Source organism: Pseudoduganella sp. GW821-FHT11H04 (genome assembly GCF_058807935.1).
Genome location: NZ_JBXARE010000011.1, coordinates 1 through 18,279, shown reverse-complemented (window position 1 = coordinate 18,279; position 18,279 = coordinate 1). Strand labels below are relative to the sequence as shown.

The following is an 18,279-nucleotide window of genomic DNA, read 5'->3' as shown; positions in this document are numbered from 1 at the left end:
GGCTTACGGCAGATTGATACTCGCCACATTGTTCCTCAGCTTATAGGCCGTATGGATCTGACTGGCGTCCCGTACTTTGAGTCGGTGGAAATGGATGGGGTGCAGCCGGGCTGGATTCGGCGTGATTATCAAGTTCAGATTCCCACGGCGATTTTGTCTAGACCGTATGTGATGTTTCACTCGATCCCATCATCTGGGCAGGATGTTTATTCGAATGGCCACACCGTGATGTACAAGGCGGGCGCCTCTTTTTCGGCACCGATTCTGTACTTCTTTGCATTGGACTTTGTGACGAAGTCGAACGCTGCCTGGGGCATTCGCGCGATGCGAGCGGACGGGAGCGTGACATACGACAGTGGGAACGCTCACCTCAACCTTTCGTGTATCTATGGCGGGGTCAACTTGAACGTGAGTCATGACGATGCTGCACATGTCAGCTTGGCCGTGGTTACGAATCTTGGCGCGCCACCTAAAGGCATGCCTGGTGCTGCCGCGATCTGCTCGCCTGGCTTTGACCGGTACACGGAATGGGGCGTGCGGTTTGATGGAATTGGCGACGAAAGGTGTGGCATGTTTTACCGCTCTTATGGCGGAACCTTGCAGGCCGTGATGCTGAGAACTGAGTACAACTGGGACGACACTGCGCCGCCAAACAATAGCTATAACCGCACCTACTCGAGCAACGCAACCAACATAACGATACTTCTGATTGATCGCTACATATACGACTGAAAGGGGCGTATGCCAATTCTAAAAGATATCCTGGCGCCAAATGGCGTCAGCATCACTTACCACATGTTGCGCAATGCCAGCATTGATATTCAACTTGGGTTGATCCAGCTGCAGGTACGCAGCTATCCGAGCGAGGAGGCGTTTCTTCAGGATAAGCCACATGCCTGCGCGTTTAACGACATGGTCTTTCCGTTGGCGGCGATTTCCATGAATGAAGACGGCATGGTCGCTGCGCTGGAACGCCTGCTGATCGGCACGGCAGGTGCAGCAGTTCCAAACGCTTTCTACGGTGGTGTCGTCGTCTCAGATCAGAGCGGCACGCTGCAAGCCGCGAAGGATCGCGCTTGGTCGGCGGTCAAAGCGGCGCGTGCGGTCGCGGAGCAGGGTAATTTTAACTATGACGGCGGCAGCTACCAGGCCGACATCGTGCGCATCAATGGCGCGGTGCAGTTGGCCGTACTGGCGAAGACCAGCGGTGCAGTATTTAGCGAAACCTGGACATTGACGGACAACACGACGCGTCAGCTCGACGCCGACCAGGTCATTTCCCTCGGCATTGCGTTGGGGCAGTTCATATCGGACATTTATGCGACCGGACGAACGCTCCGCGTGGCGATCAACCAGGCCGAAACAATTGAGGCTGTGAACGCGATCAGGTGGCCAGCATGAGCAATATGCGTATCGTCTATGACAATGCAGTTGGGCGCGCTGTGCTAGCCGCATCGAGTTCCGCCGGCGCGCTGGTAGCGTCGAATTTGCAATTGGATGCCAAGTCGAGCGTGTGGCGTGCAAGTGCCCTGGTCGCCAAGCTATCAGCGGCCTGGGCAACTGCGGAATCGATTGGTGCGGTCGCGCTTCCGTTCTGCAATTTGTCGCCCTCCGCGACAATCCGCGTACGCCTGACCAACGAAGCACCAGCGACGAACTTACTTGCGGTGCCTAGCGGACAGTTTGAGAACTGGGGATCGGCGCCCGGTTCGGTGCGATATGTGCTAGCGCCTGATGGCACGAACACTGCGGTAGTGCCCAATCCTGATGCCACGACAGACCGTTGGCAGATGACTATTCAAGCGAACACGCACCCGAATGGAACCGTTCTGGTTATATCTTGGTTCCAGAAGATGGTCGTGCCGACTGTCGGATCAGGTCAGGCGATCAGTGTTTCAAATTGGACTGGTGCCACGCCTGGCGTAGTTCAATCGGCGGTTGGTCAGGCGCCCAACGGGTTCACTCGGAAATGGGTTGCTGCAACAATTACGGATACGTCGTCCAGCCAGAACTTGCGCTTCTACACCCCAATTGTTGGTGCGGATGATTTGGCGGCATGGGGTTGGATGATGGAGAAGGCTCAGTATACGTTGGGGCAGGAACAGGTCGTCAACGGTGCTTTCGACTTGAATACTGCGGGGTGGAGTGCGATGAGCGGTGCGACGTTTAACGCCGCTGGCGGAATGGCCACGCTCACCAATTCGGCTTCTGGTACGCAATCTGGATACGCGACGCAGACGATTCCAACCGTGGCTGGGCAGGTCTATATGGCTTCGTGCGATTTTATGAAAGGCACTGCGCCTAAGGGTACCTTGGCTGCGGGTAGCAACCCAGGCGGGGCCATCGATCTCGGTAGCGCATCATCGACTGCATCGGGAAAGCTTACGTTCCTCTTCACGGCCACCAGCGCTACGACGTACTTGGCGGTGTTCCCAGCTGTCACGACAGCCGGCGTCACCAGCATGTACGACAACATCAGTGTCAAGCCGCTCGACATTAAGCCGTCGTCGTACTATCCGACGCTTCAATCTTTTGTGTCGCGCGCAAGCACCGGTACGTTTATCGATAGCGACGGACTGCTGAAGATCGCCGCCGCGAATGTGGCTCGTAACCAGTACAACCCAACGAGACTATCTGATGCCCCGAGGCAGCTGCTGGAAGCGGCGGCGACGAACCTGGTAACTGGGTCGGGAACCCTGACCACCGGATGGGCCGGTGCCTCCGTGGCTGCATCTGCGATCAAGTACCGAGGTCTGGACACATACCAGGTTATTAGCAAAACGTCGGTCAGCGCCAACGAAGCCCGCTCGGTCGGCGCCGGCGCGGTGAGTGCTGGCCAGGTGCTCACGTTGACGATAGCACTTAGGGCGGGGTCTGATAGTCAGCTGACACTGGGCCTCTATGATTCCGGTGGCGGCAACTGGGGAAGTACGGCGGATTCGTCGTGCACGGTCCTTGAGGGGCCTGGTTCGTTCACGCGGCTGGCAGGGGCTGCATTCGATGTTGCCGGGCTGACCGCTACCGAAGACACCGTAGTTCAGATTACCAGGACCTATAGCCTAGCCGGGACTGCAGCGGTGTTCATTTATCCTGGAACCTCATCGGCAACGGTCGTGGGGCGGTCTATCCTGGCAACTCGCGTGCAGGTGGAGAGTGGCGCTTACCCAACGTCGTACATTCCGACCACAAACGCGGCGGTGACGCGCGCTGCTGATGTGTACACCTCGGCGCCAGGTATTCGCCCGCTCGGCTACATCGACAACTGGCAGAGCTATGACTATGACAGCGGCAATATTCCGGCGTGCCCGGCGCCGGCAGTAAAGCTGCGAGGATGGGCTGCAGCGCAGGCGGCAAGTGCCTATGCCTATGGCGGCGGTGCGTACGCTCGGTGCTGGTTGCCATCGAACCAGTCTGCGGTCGGGCTGGCTGTTGATATTTCCGATCCCAATAACATGCAGGGCTACGTTGAGGCTGCATGCCTGGTGGTTGGTCCCTATTGGTCACCGAAGTACAACGCGTCAAATGCGACATTTACCAATGTAGACACGACAGAGCTGTACAGGAACGGCGCGGGCGGGCAAATGGCAGATGCTGGCTATACCTACCGCAAGTTGCCCATTGACTTGGAGCTGATGCCGGCAGCGGACCGGGCGGCGTTTGTAAACATCGTTCGGAATAGCCGCGCGTATCCGATCCTGGTCAGTTTGTATCCCGAAGTCGCGGACCTCGCCATCGAGCGCGACAACATGATCTATGGCAGGCGCTCCAAGGATTCCGACGTCGCGATCCAGTATGCGCTGGCCTACTCGACCACGATCGAAGTAGAGGAGATTTGATGAAGGAACCCACAAAAGGCGGGATCAAGGGCGGCTACGTCACCGTAAGACTGACCAGCCGCTGGCCCTATAACCCTTTGAGCCTGGCGATCGGAGTGCTGTCTGGTTCGCGCCAGTTCAGCCACGCGATTACGATCATCGGCGAACGAGCATACGAGGCATCGATGACGCACGGTTGCCGCGCCGGCCCGATCGAGCAACTGATGGCCGGCGTCGTGGTGTACCGCGATATGCCCGTTTGGGTACCGGACCTTGGCGCCGCGATCCAGTTCGCCGGCGACCAGGTAGGGAAGGGCTATGACTGGTTCGGGGCTGCCGGCATTCCTTTTACGTATTCAGAGGTCTGGTCAGACGACTCCAGCTGGTGGTGTTCTGATCTTGCCTTTGCGATCGTGCTCGCCGGCGGCACGCGCTTGTTCGATCCCGCCGTCATGAAGCGTGTTCGTCCCATTGATCTACACATGTGCGACTACCCCAAAGCAGCGCTCACCAACGTGTAAGCCCAAAACCCTCAACAACCCGTTCCAAAACCTCTATGAAAGAAAGCATGTCAATCGAAGCTACTGCAGGCGGTACCCTGATTAAGATTTTCGGCGTTCCAGTGTTGGCCGGCGCCGCCGCTACCGGCCTAGCGTTTCTGTTTATGTGGCCCAAGTCACTGAAGGAGGCAGCGATCCGTTTTGCTAGCACGCTGCTGGCATCAGCGCTCGGCGGCCCCTTCCTGGTCATTGCTGCGCACAGCTGGTGGCCGAGCCTGTTTTCCTCCGCCGGCCAGGTGGCGGTGATATATGGCCTGCCGGCAGAGATGGGGGTGTTATTCGTCGCCGCGCCTTTTCTCGTTCTGGCAGGCTTGCCTGCCTGGTGGATTATCGGTGGCTTGGTGCTCTGGTTTGATCGCCGCCGTGGCAAGGATCTGGCCGAGATGGCGCACGACGCTGCTGCAGCGGTCAAAGATGTGAGGGGGGCCTTGTGATGACGCCGGCTGAATTTATCGAACACATTCTGCCCGCGGCGCAGGCCTGCCATCGCGCGCACCGAATACCTGCCAGCTTTACCTTGGCCCAGGCGGCGCTGGAGTCGAGCTGGGGCGCACGCGCGCCTGGGTTTAACCTCTTCGGCGTCAAACCTGGCCCGTCGTGGAAGGGGGCGACCGTCCTGATAGACACGCATGAATTTGTGAATGGCGTGCGGATCTCGGTCAAGTGTGCGTTCCGTGCGTACGGCAGCTGGTCGGAATGCATCCAAGACCATGCGGTCTTTTTCCAGCAGAACCTGCGCTATAAGGAGTGCTTCCTGGAGAAAACTGGCGAAGGCTGGGCGCGTGCGGCTGCAGCAGCCGGTTACGCCACGGACCCGGCATACGCGGACAAGCTGATCGCGATCATGCGGGGCCGCAACTTGGCGCGCTTCGACGTTGTCGCTACACAGGTGTCAGCATGATCGCGGCTTTTGGGCGCCTGCAGGGCGCTGTTGTACCAGGATGGGGCAAGTGGTTGGCGATCGCTGCTTTGTGTGCCGCCATGTATGGGTTCGGGCGGCTGCAGGAGGCGCGTCGCGGCGCCGATGCCATGTCCGAGTATTTGTCGGCGCAGTCGGCTCGCACCGTGATGATCGGCCGCGCACAAGCAAAGGTCGTGGTACAGACCGAAATCAAGTACCGCGACCGCATTCAGAAAATTTACCTGAAGGGAGATGTAATTGAGAAACAAGTGCCTGTCTATGTCACTTACGCTGACAACGCTGAGTGCCGTATTAACGCTGGCTTCGTGCGGGCATACGACGCCGCCTGGGCAGGTGAGCCTGCCGGACCTGTCGCCAGCTCTGACCGTGACGCCGCCGGCGTTTCGCTCGCTGAAGTCGCCCAAACCAACGCCTTCAACGCTTCAGCCTGCCTCGCCTGGCGCGAATTAGCGCTTGGGCTGCGGGAATACTACGGGAAGCAGCAGGCGATTTTAAGATAGTGCAAACGTCTGCACTTAGAAAATGGCCTGCCCAGCGTCGCATAGAGTTACGGTGGGGGAGGGGGTGTTCCGCAATTGCTAGTGTTGCGGCGCCTGATGTGCGAATTCGACGCCGTTGATGATCGCTTCCACGACGTTCGCACATTGCCGTAGGGTGGGGACCAAGGACACTTGTCCAAAGCTACTGTCCTTGGGGAAGAATGCGTGGCTGACGAAATTCCTAAGGTTAAAGACTTGGGCGCCGGGGCCCATCACTATCGGCAAAAAAGCTGTTCCCCCAGCGACGCCAAGCGTTAAATCCTCGAACGTATTTCCGTTTAGATCTATGGCATCCAGCGTTAAGCGGGTGAGGCCAAACGTCGGCACCAGCCCAGTATGCTTGTCGCCGATGTCTGCTTGATGAAGTGCCCAAAGCAGCGGGTGGCCTTCTTTGTAGGGCTTGATTTCTTCTTCTATCAGTGAGCAGACGCGATTTCCAAACAGTTGGGTCTCCTTATCGCGCATTCGCTTCGCTAACTTTTCTTTGGTATCGCTTACAGGAAAGTACAACCCTCTTGAGGGCTCCTCCCCAGCCGCCCTAACAAGCTCGACCGCCAATAGGTCCAACGCCGATCGCAAATTATGAATTGCATCGCCCAAAAGTAGTGACAGCTCTTCGGGCATCTGTTTAGCCTCCGCCCTAATCCCACAGGCGTTCGCTTCGACTTTGGTAACTGTTACTTTAACGTTTTCCCCTGTACTGAAATACTTCGCCAGCGCATTGTCCAGATCTTCGATGTGCTGAGTGCCTCGTTTAACTTTGAGACGTGGACCTTCAAACATTTGCAGTACCTTTGGTGTGTTAATAATAAGTTTCGTCATTACATAACACTTATAGAGTCTGCGCAATATGTCATTGAAATTGATGACTAGTCCCAATATACTGTATGCATGTACAGTAAAATAGTTCAGCTATGTTATCGTGGTGAACCTAGGGCCGATGCGGACGTTGCCAACGATCCGGGCGTTCGCGGGGACCTCACAATGGTCTGGTGGCAGGGGCGGTCTAGGTTAATTTGCCAGGCGTGGGGTATCCAGAACGAAAGCGGTCGATTGCTTCCGGCATTACACCAGGTGCGAATGATCGGCTTGTTGGGTAGTGGAATTAAGTTTGAAGGGATTCAGCGGACTAAGCTTGGTGATAGGACATATGCCACTTGCTACCAACAGTGGCAGGTTGAAATACTCGGCATGAAGCCGTTTAGCTCAGATTAGTCGAGGCGGGCGGCTAAGTTCTCTGCGGTCTCGTTGTAATAGATTTGCAGCATCTTCAAGTCGCGATGACCAACCATACGTGCAAGCTCAAGGACGTTGAGCTTGCGCGCGAGGCGCGTGATTGCCTCGTGCCGTGTGTCGTGAAAAGTTAGCCCGTCGATACACGCTGCTTCGCGCAGCTTTCGGAAATTTGCATCCAGTTGGGACGGGGTGAGTGCGAATATTGGGTACCCCTTCTCGACTGGCGGTAAAAAGCCGATGAGTTCGCGGGCGCGTTTGGACAGCGGCACGTCGCGTGCCGTTCCGTTCTTCGTGTCCTGGAGGCGCGCAACGGGGCCATTGATGCCATCGGCTCGGAGTCCGCAGATCTCGCCAGCGCGCATTGCGGTTTCGATCGCAAATAGAAATGCCACTCCCACCCGTTGCTTTACCTGCAGGGCTGACATCTCACAGAATCCTGACGCGAGCGATATGCGTTCGATCTCATCTTCGTCGATTCGCCGGTCCCTCGGAGGCGGATCTTTCGGGCGGCGCACATCACTCGTCGGACTCTTCGCCATCCATTTCCACTCCCCAACTGCCACGGCAAAGACGTTCGATAAAAGGGCGAAGTCGCGATTAATTGTGGAGCCAAGAACTTTGTCGACATTGAGGCGAGTGTCACGCCAGCGCCCAAGCATGTCCGACGTCAATTCGTTGAGATGGACGTCTTTCAGTTGGCGATGGTCGATATGCGCGGCCCCAAGCGCAGCCAGGCGGACCTGTTCCCAGCGCGGCTTTTTCTTGCGAATCGAGACTTCTTTGCCATAGCGTAGAAAGGCGTCGCCAACTGTCTTGCGAGCGTCAATGCCGGTAGCCACCTGGCGGCGAATCTCAGTCTCGCGCTCCGCCGCCCACGCGTTAGCTTCTGCCTTTGTCGAAAAGGATCGGGCTTCTCGGTGGCCTTTGATGGCTACTTGCGCCTGCCACCCACCTGCCGTCTTCTTCAAGCTTGCCACTAGATCTCCGTCGTAAGTTCGTCGTAAATTGATCGTAGATCGTAGCAGAAAAGTGTGTTTTTTAGTGGCGTTTTGCGGTATTCGCTTGCCTAAGGAATAGTCTTTAAGCCATTGATTTTTATTATTTAATGGCGTTTTGTGGGGTCTTGCAGAAATGGCTTCTGGTCCCCCCGACTGGAATCGAACCAGTATCCCACGCTTAGGAGGCATGTGCACTATCCATTGTGCTACGGGGAGGACGCAAAGCGAGCGCAATTATAGCTGACAGGCTGCTAACGGGTAAAATGCTCGTTTTTCCGTCACGAATTGCATTCCAATGGCTGTCATTTCCTTAACATCTGCACAACTGGCTTTCGGCCACCACGCCCTGCTGGACCACGCTGAATTTTCCCTGGAGACCGGGGAGCGGGTCGGCCTGATCGGGCGTAACGGCACCGGCAAATCCTCTTTGCTCAAAATTATTGCCGGCATGCAGAAGCTGGATGACGGCCTGCTGGTCATGCAGCAAGGCCTGAAGATTGTGTACGTCGAGCAGGAGCCGCAGTTCGAAGCCGGCCAGAGCGTGCACGACGCGGTCGCATCCGGCCTGGGAGAATTGCCGGCGCTGCTGAAGGAATACGACGAACTGACCACCCAATTTGGCCAGGGCGACGACGACAAGTTGATGGAACGCATGCACGACATCCAGCTGAAACTGGACGCGGGCGATGCCTGGAACCTGAAAAACAAGGTGGAAACCATCCTGGGCCGACTGAACCTGGATGGTTCGGTGCTGGTCGAAACCCTTTCCGGCGGCACCAAGAAACGTGCGGCGCTCGCACGCGCCCTAGTCGGCGCCCCCGACGTACTGCTGCTGGACGAGCCGACCAACCACCTGGACTTCAACTCCATCAAGTGGCTGGAAGGCCTGCTGCGCGATTTCAAAGGCAGCATCCTGTTCATCACCCACGACCGCTCCTTCCTGGATAATGTGGCGACCCGCATCATCGAACTCGATCGCGGCAACCTGATGTCCTACCCGGGCAATTTCACCACCTACCAAGTGCGCAAGGCGGAACAGCTGGCGATCGAAGAAATCGAGAACGCCAAGTTCGACAAGGTGCTGGCAGCGGAAGAAGTATGGATCCGCAAGGGCGTGCAGGCGCGCCGCACCCGCGACGAAGGCCGCGTGCGCCGCCTGGAGCGCTTGCGTGAGCAGCGCGCTGCGCGCCGCGACCAGCAAGGCCAGGTGCGCCTGGAAGTCGGTACTGGCGAGCGTTCCGGCAAGATCGTGGCGGAACTGGAAAATGTGAACAAAGCCTATGGCGCCAAGGTCATCGTCAAGGACTTCAGCTCGATCATCATGCGCGGCGACAAGATCGGTCTGATCGGCCCCAACGGCGCGGGCAAGACCACGCTGCTGAAGCTCGTGCTGGGCGAAGAACAGGCCGACAGCGGCATGATCAAGCAAGGCACCAAGCTGCAGGTGGCGTACTTCGACCAGATGCGCGCCCAGTTGAACGACAACGCCACGCTGGCCGACACGATTGCGCCCGGCAGCGACTGGGTGGAAATTAATGGCCAGCGCAAGCACGTCATGAGCTACCTGGGCGACTTCCTGTTCGAACCGCAACGTGCGCGCTCACTGGTGAGCTCGCTGTCCGGTGGCGAACGGAACCGCTTGCTGCTGGCGCGCCTGTTCGCCAAACCAGCCAACGTGCTGGTGCTCGACGAACCGACCAATGACCTTGATATCGATACGCTGGAATTGCTGGAAGAACTGCTGGAAGATTACGCCGGCACCGTCTTCCTCGTCAGCCATGATCGCATGTTCCTCGACAACGTTGTCACGCAAGTGATCGTTGCCGAAGGCGAGGGCCAGTGGAAGGAGTATGTGGGCGGTTACAGCGATTGGGAGCGTGTGCGTGATGCGGCGCCGGTCGTCGCACCGGCGGCGAAGAAAGCCGATGAAAAGCCGGCTGCCGCAGCAGTCGCCGCTGCGCCGGTAAAAGGGAAAAAGCTTAGCTATAAAGAGCAGCGCGAGCTGGAAGAATTGCCGCAACTCATTGCCAAACTGGAAGACGAGCAGACGGCGCTGAACATCACGCTTTCCGATCCTGACTTCTACAAGAAGACCCCTGCGGAAGCCAAGCGCCTCAATGATCGTATTGCACAGATCGACGAGGAGTTGATGACCGCGCTCGAACGCTGGGAACAAATCGAATCCCGCAACAACGCTTGAACTAGCTCAATTGCATATTTGAAGTTCCTCACTTTCGTGCGCTTGCGCACGATTGCCCGCTGTAATATCTGACAACCTTAATGCCGAGGCAGCCTTGCTTCGGTATTTCCAACGGGAAGGCAGATATCGTGACGAACCAGCGGCCACCTAAGCGCATTCCCCGGCAACCGCATGCCACTGCGGTTGCAGCGCCTGTCATTGCATTGCATGCGCACGAAGGCACGGTCTTGCCGCGCGTGCTGCCGTTCGCTACCTTCATTGCCTTCATCATCATTGCCGACGTGCTTGAACGCTACGGCACTCCAAGCGGTACGCTGCGCTGGCTGTATCCGGCCAAGGTGGCGCTGTTGCTGGCGATGCTGTTTTTGTGGCGCAAACACTATACCGAGCTGCTCGCACGGCCTGCGCGCCGCGACATACTGGCGGCAACGGCGGTTGGATTTTTCGTGTTCCTGTTATGGATTTCGCTCGATGCGCAATGGATGAGAAGCGGAACGCCGCATCCATTCGATGTCACCGGCGAGGACGCCGGTATTGACTGGCCGCTTGTTGCAGCACGCGCCGCCGGCGCCGCTTTCGTAGTGCCCTTGATGGAGGAATTGTTCTGGCGTTCCTTCCTGCTGCGCTGGCTTAGGCAGCGCGATTTCCTTTCATTGCGGCCGTCCCGCGCAGGTGCTCGCGCCGCGACGATCTCTGTTCTTCTGTTCGGTGTCGAACATAACTTATGGCTGGCCGGTATTGTCGCAGGCATCGCCTACACCTTGTTGTACATGCGCAGCGAAACGCTGTGGACTCCTATCTTGGGACATGCCGTGACAAATGGCCTCCTGGCCATATGGGTCATTGCAACCGGTAGCTGGAATTATTGGTAGTTCTTAATAAGGCTAAAAAACAATATGCGCAACCTGCCAACGCCACTGGCGCTGGCTGCTGCCCTGGCATGCTGTCCCGCCTGGGCTGACTTCAGCGACACCATCAAGCCCTTTGTCAGCGTGGGCTGGACTTATGACGACAACTTGCTACGTCTTCCGGACGATGCGCCACCTGGCATCCAGCGCTCCGACCGCGCCACGCAAGCGATTGCCGGTTTCATGCTTGAGCGACCAATCGGCCGTCAGAAAATCACCGGGCAGGCCAAAGTTTCCCGCACCACGTTCGACCATTACGACCAGCTCAATTACAACGGCAAGGACTTCAACCTGGACTGGGCCTGGGTGCTGGGCAATCATTTCGACGGCAATATCGGCGGCAGCTACCAGCAGGTGCTGACACCGTTCAACGACTTCCACACCGAAGAGCGCAACTTGCGCACGCAGCGACGCGAGTACGCCAGCGGCGGCTGGCGCCTGCATCCGAGCTGGCGCGTGCATGCCGGCTTCCAGCGCGACCGTTTCGACTACGAGCTGCTAGCGCAAAGCCTGAACAACCGTAAGGAAGACCGCACTGAACTCGGCATTGATTACTTGCCGGCCAGCGGCAGCAGGGTAGGGCTGGTAGCGCGCCATATCAAGGGCAACTACCTCAACTCGCGCCGCATCGGCGCCACCTTCCTCGACCAGAACTACACGCAAGACGAGCTGAAGGCCAATATCAATTGGCTGTACAGCGATATCACGCAACTCCAATTGCTGGCTGGCTATGCAAAGCGCAAGCATGACACCTTCACCGAGCGCGATAGCAGCGGCCTGAACGGCCGCGTCACCGTGACTTGGAAGCCGCGTGTGAAGCTGCGCTTCACTGCCGATGCCTGGCGCGAGTTCGCAGCCGTGGAAAGCGTGATCGTCAATAACAGTGTCAACAAAGGCGTCAGCCTGAATGCGGCCTGGGGCGTGTCGGCCAAGGTGCAGGCCAATGCGGGCATCAAGCGCGAGCGGCGCAACTTTGAACGCCTGCCTGGCGTCTTCTTCAATGGCGATCCAAGCGACACCACGCGCAGCACCACGCTTGGCCTGGTCTACCAGCCAGCGCGCAAGGTGCAGTTGAGTGCTACGGCTTTCCACGACCGCCGCACCGGCACGCCTTTGGCAGGCACGGGCAGCTACAAGGCCAAGGGCGTTTCATTGATGGCGTCAGTGCAGTTCTAATCTGAGGAGCGACGATGACGGTAAACGATATCCCCCTGATTTCCTTTTTCCAGCGTGTACTCGATCCGCTGATCATTATGGGAATGTTGTACGCCACCTCGATGGTGTATGGGGAGCCGTTTACCGGATATTCGCTGGTGCTGATGATCCTGGCCTTTTTCATTTCATCGGCCGTGTACCAGCATGTGGACCCTTACCGCACCTGGCGCAGCGGCCGCATCGTGGCTTATGCGCGCGACATTTTCATGGGCTGGTTCGTTACCGCCTTGATTCTGGTTTTCCTCGGCAACGTGAGCGGTCTGGCTTACCACTATGACGAGGCGGTAGTGTTCAGCTGGTTCCTGGCCACGCCGTTTGCATTGCTCATGAGCCACCTGGCTGCGCGCCACGTCGGCACCGACCCGGCCAAGGAGAGCGAGGTGCGCTCCATCGTCATCGTTGGCGCCAATGAAGTCGGTACCAAGTTCGCGCACACGGCGGAACTCATGCCCAACCTTTTCCTTAACGTGCGCGGTTTCTTTGACGACCGCGTGGGCGATCGGATCAAGAAAGACCTGGTGCATCCGATCCTGGGCAAGATGGGCGAGGTAGCTAACTTCGTACGCGACAACCACATCAAGATGATTTTCATCAGCCAGCCGATCTCCGCCCAGCCGCGCATCCGCAAGCTGCTTGACGAATTGCAGGACACCACGGCCTCGGTCTATTTCCTGCCCGATATTTATGTGTTCGACCTGATGCAGGCGCGCTTCGACAGCGTGGGCGGCATGCCGGTGGTGGCGATTTGCGAAACGCCCTTTGTTGGCTTTGACGGCATCGTCAAGCGCGCCAGCGATGTGATCCTCGGCAGCGCCATCCTTTTGATGCTGATTCCAGTCATGCTGGCGATTGCCCTGGTGGTGTGCATCAGTTCACCCGGCCCCGTGATTTTCCGCCAGCGCCGCTACGGCCTGTATGGCGAAGAAATCATCGTCTACAAATTCCGCTCGATGCGCGTGACCGAAGATGGGCCGGTTGTGCGTCAAGCTACCGCGCGCGATCCGCGCATCACGGGGGGCGGCGCCTTCCTGCGCCGTACGTCGCTCGATGAGTTGCCGCAATTCCTCAATGTGCTGCAAGGATCGATGAGCATTGTCGGGCCGCGCCCACATGCCGTTGCCCACAACGAACAATACCGGAAGCTAATCAAAGGCTATATGTTGCGCCACAAGGTCAAGCCAGGCATCACCGGCTGGGCCCAGGTCAACGGCCTGCGCGGCGAAACGGTAGTGCGCAGCGGCCCGAAACTGGACCGCTTGCGCGTGCTGCCGCCGGTGCCGGAATTGAAACAGGGGCGGCGCTTCCTGGTCGGCTACGTCGGCGTGATGGGCGCGCAGGAAGGCATCGACCTGCTGCTGCAAAGCGTGCGCTTCGTGGTGCACGAGATGGGGCGGCAGGACGTGCATTTCGGCCTGGTGGGCGGCGGCACGTCGCTGGAGCAGATGAAGGAACTGGCGCGCGAGCTGGAAGTGGCCGATTACGTGACTTTTACAGGCCGTGTGCCGGACCAGCAGCTGCTGGAAATGCTGAATACGGCCGATGTGTGCGTAAATCCCGACGTCGCCAATGAGATGAACGACAAATCCACCATGAATAAGATCATGGAGTATATGGCGTTGGGCAAACCTATAGTACAGTTCGACCTCACAGAGGGGAGGGTATCAGCGCAGGAGGCTTCCCTGTACGCGGCAAAGAACGATCCTGTCGATTTGGCGCTTAAAATGATCGAATTGCTGGACGATCCGGAACGCCGGGCGCGCATGGGTGCGTATGGCCGCAACCGGGTGGCCAATGAACTAGAGTGGGAGTATGAGGCGCCAAAGCTGCTGGCAGCGTATGAGTGCCTGTATTCCGCACCCGAGCTAATACTTGAAAAGGACAACTCATGAAAGCGATGATTCTGGCGGCCGGCAAAGGCACGCGGGTGCGTCCTTTGACTTACGAACTGCCCAAGCCGATGATCCCTATCCTCGGCAAGCCGGTGATGGCCTACCTGGTCGAACATCTGCAGCGCCATGGCGTAAGCGAGATCATGGTCAACGTCAGCTACCTGCATGAAAAGATCGAGGAGTATTTCGGCGAGGGCCACCAGTTCGGCGTGCAGATCGGCTATTCCTTCGAGGGCTATACCGATGACCAGGGCAACGTGGTGCCGGAGCCGCTCGGTTCGGCAGGCGGCATCAAGAAAATCCAGGAATTCGGCGGCTTCTTCGACGAGACCGTGGTGGTGCTGTGCGGCGACGCGCTGATCGACCTGGATTTGAAATCCGCGCTGTATGAGCACCGCCGCAAAGGCGCGATGGCGACCGTCATCACGCGCGAAGTGCCGTGGGATAAGGTGAACAGCTACGGCGTGGTGGTCAGCGATGCCGATGGCCGGGTGCGCGAATTCCAGGAAAAGCCATCGCGCGACGTGGCCAAATCGAATTGCGCCAGTACCGGTATCTATTTGTTCGAACCGGAAGTGATCGACCTGATCCCGTCCGGCCAGGTGTTCGACATCGGCTCCGAATTGTTCCCTTTGCTGGCCGAGCGCGGCTTGCCGTTCTACTGCCAGACCCGCCGCTTCAACTGGATCGATATCGGCAGCGTCAAGGATTACTGGGAAGTGCTGCAAGGCGTGCTGACCGGCGGCGTGGGCAATATGATTGTGCCGGGCGTGCAGGTGGAAGAAGGGGTCTGGGTTGGCTTGAACACCAGCATCGACTGGAATGGCACCAAGATCGTGGGACCTGTCTATATTGGCTCCGGTTGCCGCATTGAGGCCGGCTCCACCATCATCGGACCGACCTGGATTGGGCATGGAAGCCACATTTGCGGCGGCGCACGGGTAGTGCGCAGCGTGTTGTTCGAATATACTCGAGTCTTGCCAGAAGGCTCGCTCGACGAATTGATCGTATTTAAAGATTACAGCGTTGACCGGGCTGGCGAAATGCGTCACGTTTCGCAGGCCGAATGCGGCGGGTGGATGAATGCGCGAGACCGTCGCTCGACCCGCCGTACCGCTGAAAATGTTGCCAAATAAACAACTTTAAATATGAAAATCTACCCAGTCATCTTGTCCGGCGGCGCCGGTACCCGCCTGTGGCCTTTGTCGCGCGCGGCCTTGCCCAAGCAGCTGCTGCCCCTTGTGTCGGACAAGACGATGCTGCAGGAGACCGTGCTGCGACTGGCGGGCCGCGAGGGCATGATGGCGCCGCTGGTGGTTTGCGGTAATGATCATCGCTTCCTGGTGGCTGAACAGATGCGCGAAATCGGCGTCAATCCGCTGGGCATCCTGCTGGAACCTGCGGGCCGCAATACCGCGCCGGCCGTTGCCGCTGCCGCCCATTACCTGAAAGTGATCGACCCGCAGGCGGTGATGCTGGTCCTGCCGGCGGACCATGTGATCCAGGATGTGGATGCGTTTTACGCCGCCATCCTGCGTGCCGTAACCCAGGTTGAAGGCGGTGCCCTGGCCACCTTCGGCATCGTGCCGACAGCGCCGGAAACCGGCTATGGCTATATCCAGAGCGGTGAAGCTTTGCCGGCCGAAGGCTGCTTCAAGGTCGCCAAATTCGTCGAGAAGCCGAACCGCGAAACGGCGCAGGGCTTTATCGATGCAGGCAACTTTGTCTGGAACAGCGGCATGTTCCTGTTCCGTGCCGACGCTTACCTGAAGGAGCTGGCGCAGTTCCAGCCGGAGATGGTCAAGTCCAGCGAAGAAGCGGTGAGCAAGGGCTACCGCGACCTGGACTTCTGCCGGCTGGACGAAGCAGCCTTCACGGCCTGCAAGTCCGACTCCATCGATTATGCGGTGATGGAGCACACCAAAATGGCCGTCGTGGTTCCAGCTTCGATCGGCTGGAACGACGTGGGATCCTGGTCGGCGCTGGTGGACGTGCTGGAGGCCGACGCCAACGGCAACGTGACGCGCGGCGATGTGTATACCGATAACGCCAGCAATTGCCTGGTGCGCGCTGAAGGCCGCATCGTGGCGGCCATCGGCGTGCAGGACCTGGTGATTGTGGAGACTGCCGATGCGGTGCTGGTGGCGCATAAGGACCAGGTGCAGCGCGTGAAGCAGGTGGTCGAACACCTGAAGGCCAATGGCCGCACCGAGCACCTGCACCACACCAAGGTCTACCGTCCGTGGGGCAGCTATGAGGGCATCGATATGGGCGACCGCTTCCAGGTCAAGCGCATCATCGTCAACCCGGGCGGCAAGCTGTCGCTGCAAATGCACCATCACCGCGCGGAGCACTGGGTTGTGGTGTCGGGCACCGCACGCGTGACTTGCGGCGAGAAGGTCATGCTGTTGACCGAGAACGAGTCGACCTACATCCCGATCGGCATGAACCACAGGCTGGAAAACCCGGGCAAGCTGCCGCTGCACCTGATCGAGGTACAGTCGGGCAGCTACCTCGGCGAGGACGATATCGTCCGTTTCGAGGATGTCTACCACCGCGGCTAAACGCTGCGTCTTTGCCGCGCTCCTGCTGCTGGCAGCCGGGGCGCGCGCCCAGCTTCAGCCGGCCCAGCTTGGGCTGGTTGTCAATGATGCCGATCCTTCCAGCGTGGCTATCGCCGATTACTATCGGCTGGCGCGCGGCATACCTGCACAGCAGGTGGTCCATGTGCGCTTGCCTGGCTCGCCCCGCAAACTCGACGCGGCGGCCTTTGCCGACTTGAAGCAACAGGTCGACAGCCAGTTGGCGCCCTCGGTGCGCGTGGTGCTGTTCGTGTGGACGGCGCCGTATGCGGTGGAATGCAATGGCCTGACTGCCGCCTACACCCTCGGCTTCGATGCGGCGCAATGCGGCAAGCCTTGCGGGCCGGGGCGTGCGAATCCTTACTTCAATAATGGCCAGCTGCCGCAAGGCATGCGGCTGTCGATGCTGCTGCCTGCCGCAGAAGAAGCGGTGGCGCGCGCCGTGGTGGACCGGGGCCGGGTGACCGGGTTCAGCACGCCGGCGGCGGGCGCCTACTTCCTGCGGACCAGCGATAAGGCGCGCAATGCGCGTGCGCTTTTCTTCCCGCCCAGCGCCAACGTGCAGGCGCGGCGGCTGCACATCCATACGCTGCACCAGGATGTGCTGGAGGGCGTGGACGACATCATGTTTTACCAGACGGGCGCCGCGCGCGTCGACAAACTGGAGACGCTGCATTTCTTGCCCGGCGCGCTGGCCGACCACCTGACTTCCTGGGGCGGCGACCTGCTGGGCGACCGGCAAATGAGCAGCCTGCGCTGGCTGGAGGCGGGCGCCACCGCCAGCTATGGCACGGTCAGCGAGCCATGCAGCCATTGGCAAAAATTCCCACATCCCGAAATCCTGTTGCGCCATTACCTCGGTGGTGCGACGGCGATCGAAGCTTATTGGCGCAGCGTGGCCTGGCCCGCGCAGGGCGTCTTCATAGGCGAACCGCTGGCCCGCCCTTACCAGCGTTGATTCCGTTAGTCCGTTCGGACTAATGGGCTGTCACCAAGCAGTCATACCAGACAGATAATATGTAAAGAACAACAAATATATCTTTGGAAAACACTTTTGGGGCATTACATGGACAAACGCATTACCTTGCGCGCTACCGCGTTGGCTGCCTTGCTGGCCTGCCAGCCGGCCTTCGCTGCCGACGTGGTCATCAGCCAGATGTACGGCGCGGGCGGCAATAACGGCGCTACCCTGCGCTACGACTACGTTGAACTGTTCAACCGCGGCAGTAGCACCGTGGCCGTGGGCGGCTGGACCATCCAGTACGCATCCGCTGCCGGCACCAGCTGGGGCAAGGCCGAACTGCCGGCCGGCACCAGCATCGCGCCGGGCAAATACTTCCTGGTCAAACTGGCCAGCAGCAATACCTCCGTTGGCGTAGACCTGCCGGCAGACTTCTTTAGCGGCAGCGTGAATA

General features: G+C 58.8%; 17 protein-coding genes, 1 tRNA gene and 1 pseudogene. 16 read left to right on the top strand and 3 right to left on the bottom strand.

Annotated features, from left to right (window positions below; translation table 11 throughout):
• Positions 1-51 precede the first annotated feature (51 nt).
• Genes AC1RTP_RS21145 through AC1RTP_RS21115 form a run of 7 tightly spaced genes read left to right on the top strand, consistent with a single transcriptional unit; the run spans position 52 to position 5,797 of the window.
• Positions 52-732 (top strand): hypothetical protein, encoded by a 681-nt coding sequence (locus tag AC1RTP_RS21145; protein WP_498610169.1) that lies wholly within the window; start codon positions 52-54, stop codon positions 730-732.
• Positions 733-741: 9 nt separating this feature from the next.
• Complete coding sequence (locus AC1RTP_RS21140; RefSeq protein ID WP_498610167.1) at positions 742-1,401, top strand: DUF4376 domain-containing protein; 660 nt, start codon at positions 742-744, stop codon at positions 1,399-1,401.
• On the top strand, positions 1,398-3,836 hold the full coding sequence (locus tag AC1RTP_RS21135; RefSeq protein WP_498610166.1) for a phage head spike fiber domain-containing protein: 2,439 nt from the start codon (positions 1,398-1,400) through the stop codon (positions 3,834-3,836). Before AC1RTP_RS21140 ends, AC1RTP_RS21135 begins: the two co-directional genes overlap by 4 nt.
• Entirely contained in the window at positions 3,836-4,336 is a 501-nt protein-coding gene (locus tag AC1RTP_RS21130; protein ID WP_498610164.1) for a hypothetical protein, read from the top strand. Before AC1RTP_RS21135 ends, AC1RTP_RS21130 begins: the two co-directional genes overlap by 1 nt.
• A gap of 47 nt (positions 4,337-4,383) precedes the next feature.
• Positions 4,384-4,809, top strand: a complete 426-nt coding sequence (locus AC1RTP_RS21125; RefSeq protein ID WP_498610163.1) for a hypothetical protein — start codon at positions 4,384-4,386, stop codon at positions 4,807-4,809.
• Positions 4,809-5,276, top strand: coding sequence for a glycoside hydrolase family 73 protein (locus AC1RTP_RS21120; RefSeq protein WP_498610162.1), 468 nt, complete (start codon positions 4,809-4,811; stop codon positions 5,274-5,276). The genes AC1RTP_RS21125 and AC1RTP_RS21120 overlap by 1 nt, the downstream gene beginning before the upstream one ends.
• Positions 5,273-5,797: a hypothetical protein gene (locus AC1RTP_RS21115; RefSeq protein ID WP_498610160.1), complete on the top strand. Its 525-nt coding sequence runs from the start codon at positions 5,273-5,275 to the stop codon at positions 5,795-5,797. The genes AC1RTP_RS21120 and AC1RTP_RS21115 overlap by 4 nt, the downstream gene beginning before the upstream one ends.
• Positions 5,798-5,875: 78 nt before the next feature.
• Here the strand turns inward: AC1RTP_RS21115 and AC1RTP_RS21110 are convergent, their stop codons facing one another.
• The 3 genes from AC1RTP_RS21110 to AC1RTP_RS21100 all read right to left on the bottom strand — a co-directional run bounded on the left by AC1RTP_RS21110 (position 5,876) and on the right by AC1RTP_RS21100 (position 8,286).
• On the bottom strand, positions 5,876-6,658 hold the full coding sequence (locus AC1RTP_RS21110) for a hypothetical protein (protein ID WP_498610159.1): 783 nt from the start codon (positions 6,656-6,658) through the stop codon (positions 5,876-5,878).
• 389 nt (positions 6,659-7,047) lie between these two features.
• The gene (locus tag AC1RTP_RS21105; RefSeq protein ID WP_498610157.1) at positions 7,048-8,049 is read right to left on the bottom strand and encodes a tyrosine-type recombinase/integrase; all 1,002 of its coding nucleotides are present in this window, start codon (positions 8,047-8,049) and stop codon (positions 7,048-7,050) included.
• A gap of 162 nt (positions 8,050-8,211) precedes the next feature.
• Positions 8,212-8,286 (bottom strand) — tRNA-Arg (locus AC1RTP_RS21100).
• Between the two features lie 79 nt (positions 8,287-8,365).
• Between AC1RTP_RS21100 and AC1RTP_RS21095 the strand changes: the two genes are divergently transcribed.
• From AC1RTP_RS21095 to AC1RTP_RS21055, 9 genes and pseudogenes are all read left to right on the top strand, one after another.
• Positions 8,366-10,270: an ATP-binding cassette domain-containing protein gene (locus AC1RTP_RS21095; RefSeq protein ID WP_498610155.1), complete on the top strand. Its 1,905-nt coding sequence runs from the start codon at positions 8,366-8,368 to the stop codon at positions 10,268-10,270.
• Between the two features lie 236 nt (positions 10,271-10,506).
• Entirely contained in the window at positions 10,507-11,142 is a 636-nt protein-coding gene (locus tag AC1RTP_RS21090) for a CAAX prenyl protease-related protein (protein ID WP_498610444.1), read from the top strand.
• Between the two features lie 24 nt (positions 11,143-11,166).
• Positions 11,167-12,354 carry an XrtB/PEP-CTERM-associated polysaccharide biosynthesis outer membrane protein EpsL gene (gene epsL / locus AC1RTP_RS21085; RefSeq protein WP_498610153.1) on the top strand — a complete coding sequence of 396 codons (1,188 nt, stop codon included), beginning with the start codon at positions 11,167-11,169 and terminating at the stop codon, positions 12,352-12,354.
• 14 nt (positions 12,355-12,368) lie between these two features.
• Positions 12,369-13,655, top strand: a pseudogene (locus AC1RTP_RS21080) (undecaprenyl-phosphate glucose phosphotransferase); the annotation flags it as partial.
• Positions 13,656-14,282, top strand: a complete 627-nt coding sequence (locus AC1RTP_RS21075) for a glycosyltransferase (RefSeq protein WP_498610442.1) — start codon at positions 13,656-13,658, stop codon at positions 14,280-14,282.
• Positions 14,279-15,418, top strand: coding sequence for a nucleotidyltransferase family protein (locus tag AC1RTP_RS21070; protein WP_498610151.1), 1,140 nt, complete (start codon positions 14,279-14,281; stop codon positions 15,416-15,418). Before AC1RTP_RS21075 ends, AC1RTP_RS21070 begins: the two co-directional genes overlap by 4 nt.
• 12 nt (positions 15,419-15,430) lie before the next feature.
• The gene (locus AC1RTP_RS21065; protein WP_498610149.1) at positions 15,431-16,846 is read left to right on the top strand and encodes a mannose-1-phosphate guanylyltransferase/mannose-6-phosphate isomerase; all 1,416 of its coding nucleotides are present in this window, start codon (positions 15,431-15,433) and stop codon (positions 16,844-16,846) included.
• Positions 16,827-17,822: a TIGR03790 family protein gene (locus tag AC1RTP_RS21060; RefSeq protein WP_498610147.1), complete on the top strand. Its 996-nt coding sequence runs from the start codon at positions 16,827-16,829 to the stop codon at positions 17,820-17,822. The genes AC1RTP_RS21065 and AC1RTP_RS21060 overlap by 20 nt, the downstream gene beginning before the upstream one ends.
• A gap of 108 nt (positions 17,823-17,930) precedes the next feature.
• The coding region (locus tag AC1RTP_RS21055) for a lamin tail domain-containing protein (RefSeq protein ID WP_498610146.1) at positions 17,931-18,279 on the top strand (349 nt) is incomplete at its 3' end.

Bases quoted from the DNA above. Each gene is read 5' to 3' on its own strand.
- AC1RTP_RS21145 (WP_498610169.1), top strand. From the start codon at position 52: ATGGATCTGACTGGCGTCCCGTACTTTGAGTCGGTGGAAATGGATGGG.
- AC1RTP_RS21140 (WP_498610167.1), top strand. From the start codon at position 742: ATGCCAATTCTAAAAGATATCCTGGCGCCAAATGGCGTCAGCATCACT.
- AC1RTP_RS21135 (WP_498610166.1), top strand. From the start codon at position 1,398: ATGAGCAATATGCGTATCGTCTATGACAATGCAGTTGGGCGCGCTGTG.
- AC1RTP_RS21130 (WP_498610164.1), top strand. From the start codon at position 3,836: ATGAAGGAACCCACAAAAGGCGGGATCAAGGGCGGCTACGTCACCGTA.
- AC1RTP_RS21125 (WP_498610163.1), top strand. From the start codon at position 4,384: ATGTCAATCGAAGCTACTGCAGGCGGTACCCTGATTAAGATTTTCGGC.
- AC1RTP_RS21120 (WP_498610162.1), top strand. From the start codon at position 4,809: ATGACGCCGGCTGAATTTATCGAACACATTCTGCCCGCGGCGCAGGCC.
- AC1RTP_RS21115 (WP_498610160.1), top strand. From the start codon at position 5,273: ATGATCGCGGCTTTTGGGCGCCTGCAGGGCGCTGTTGTACCAGGATGG.
- AC1RTP_RS21110 (WP_498610159.1), bottom strand. From the start codon at position 6,658: ATGACGAAACTTATTATTAACACACCAAAGGTACTGCAAATGTTTGAA.
- AC1RTP_RS21095 (WP_498610155.1), top strand. From the start codon at position 8,366: ATGGCTGTCATTTCCTTAACATCTGCACAACTGGCTTTCGGCCACCAC.
- epsL (WP_498610153.1), top strand. From the start codon at position 11,167: ATGCGCAACCTGCCAACGCCACTGGCGCTGGCTGCTGCCCTGGCATGC.
- AC1RTP_RS21070 (WP_498610151.1), top strand. From the start codon at position 14,279: ATGAAAGCGATGATTCTGGCGGCCGGCAAAGGCACGCGGGTGCGTCCT.
- AC1RTP_RS21065 (WP_498610149.1), top strand. From the start codon at position 15,431: ATGAAAATCTACCCAGTCATCTTGTCCGGCGGCGCCGGTACCCGCCTG.
- AC1RTP_RS21060 (WP_498610147.1), top strand. From the start codon at position 16,827: ATGTCTACCACCGCGGCTAAACGCTGCGTCTTTGCCGCGCTCCTGCTG.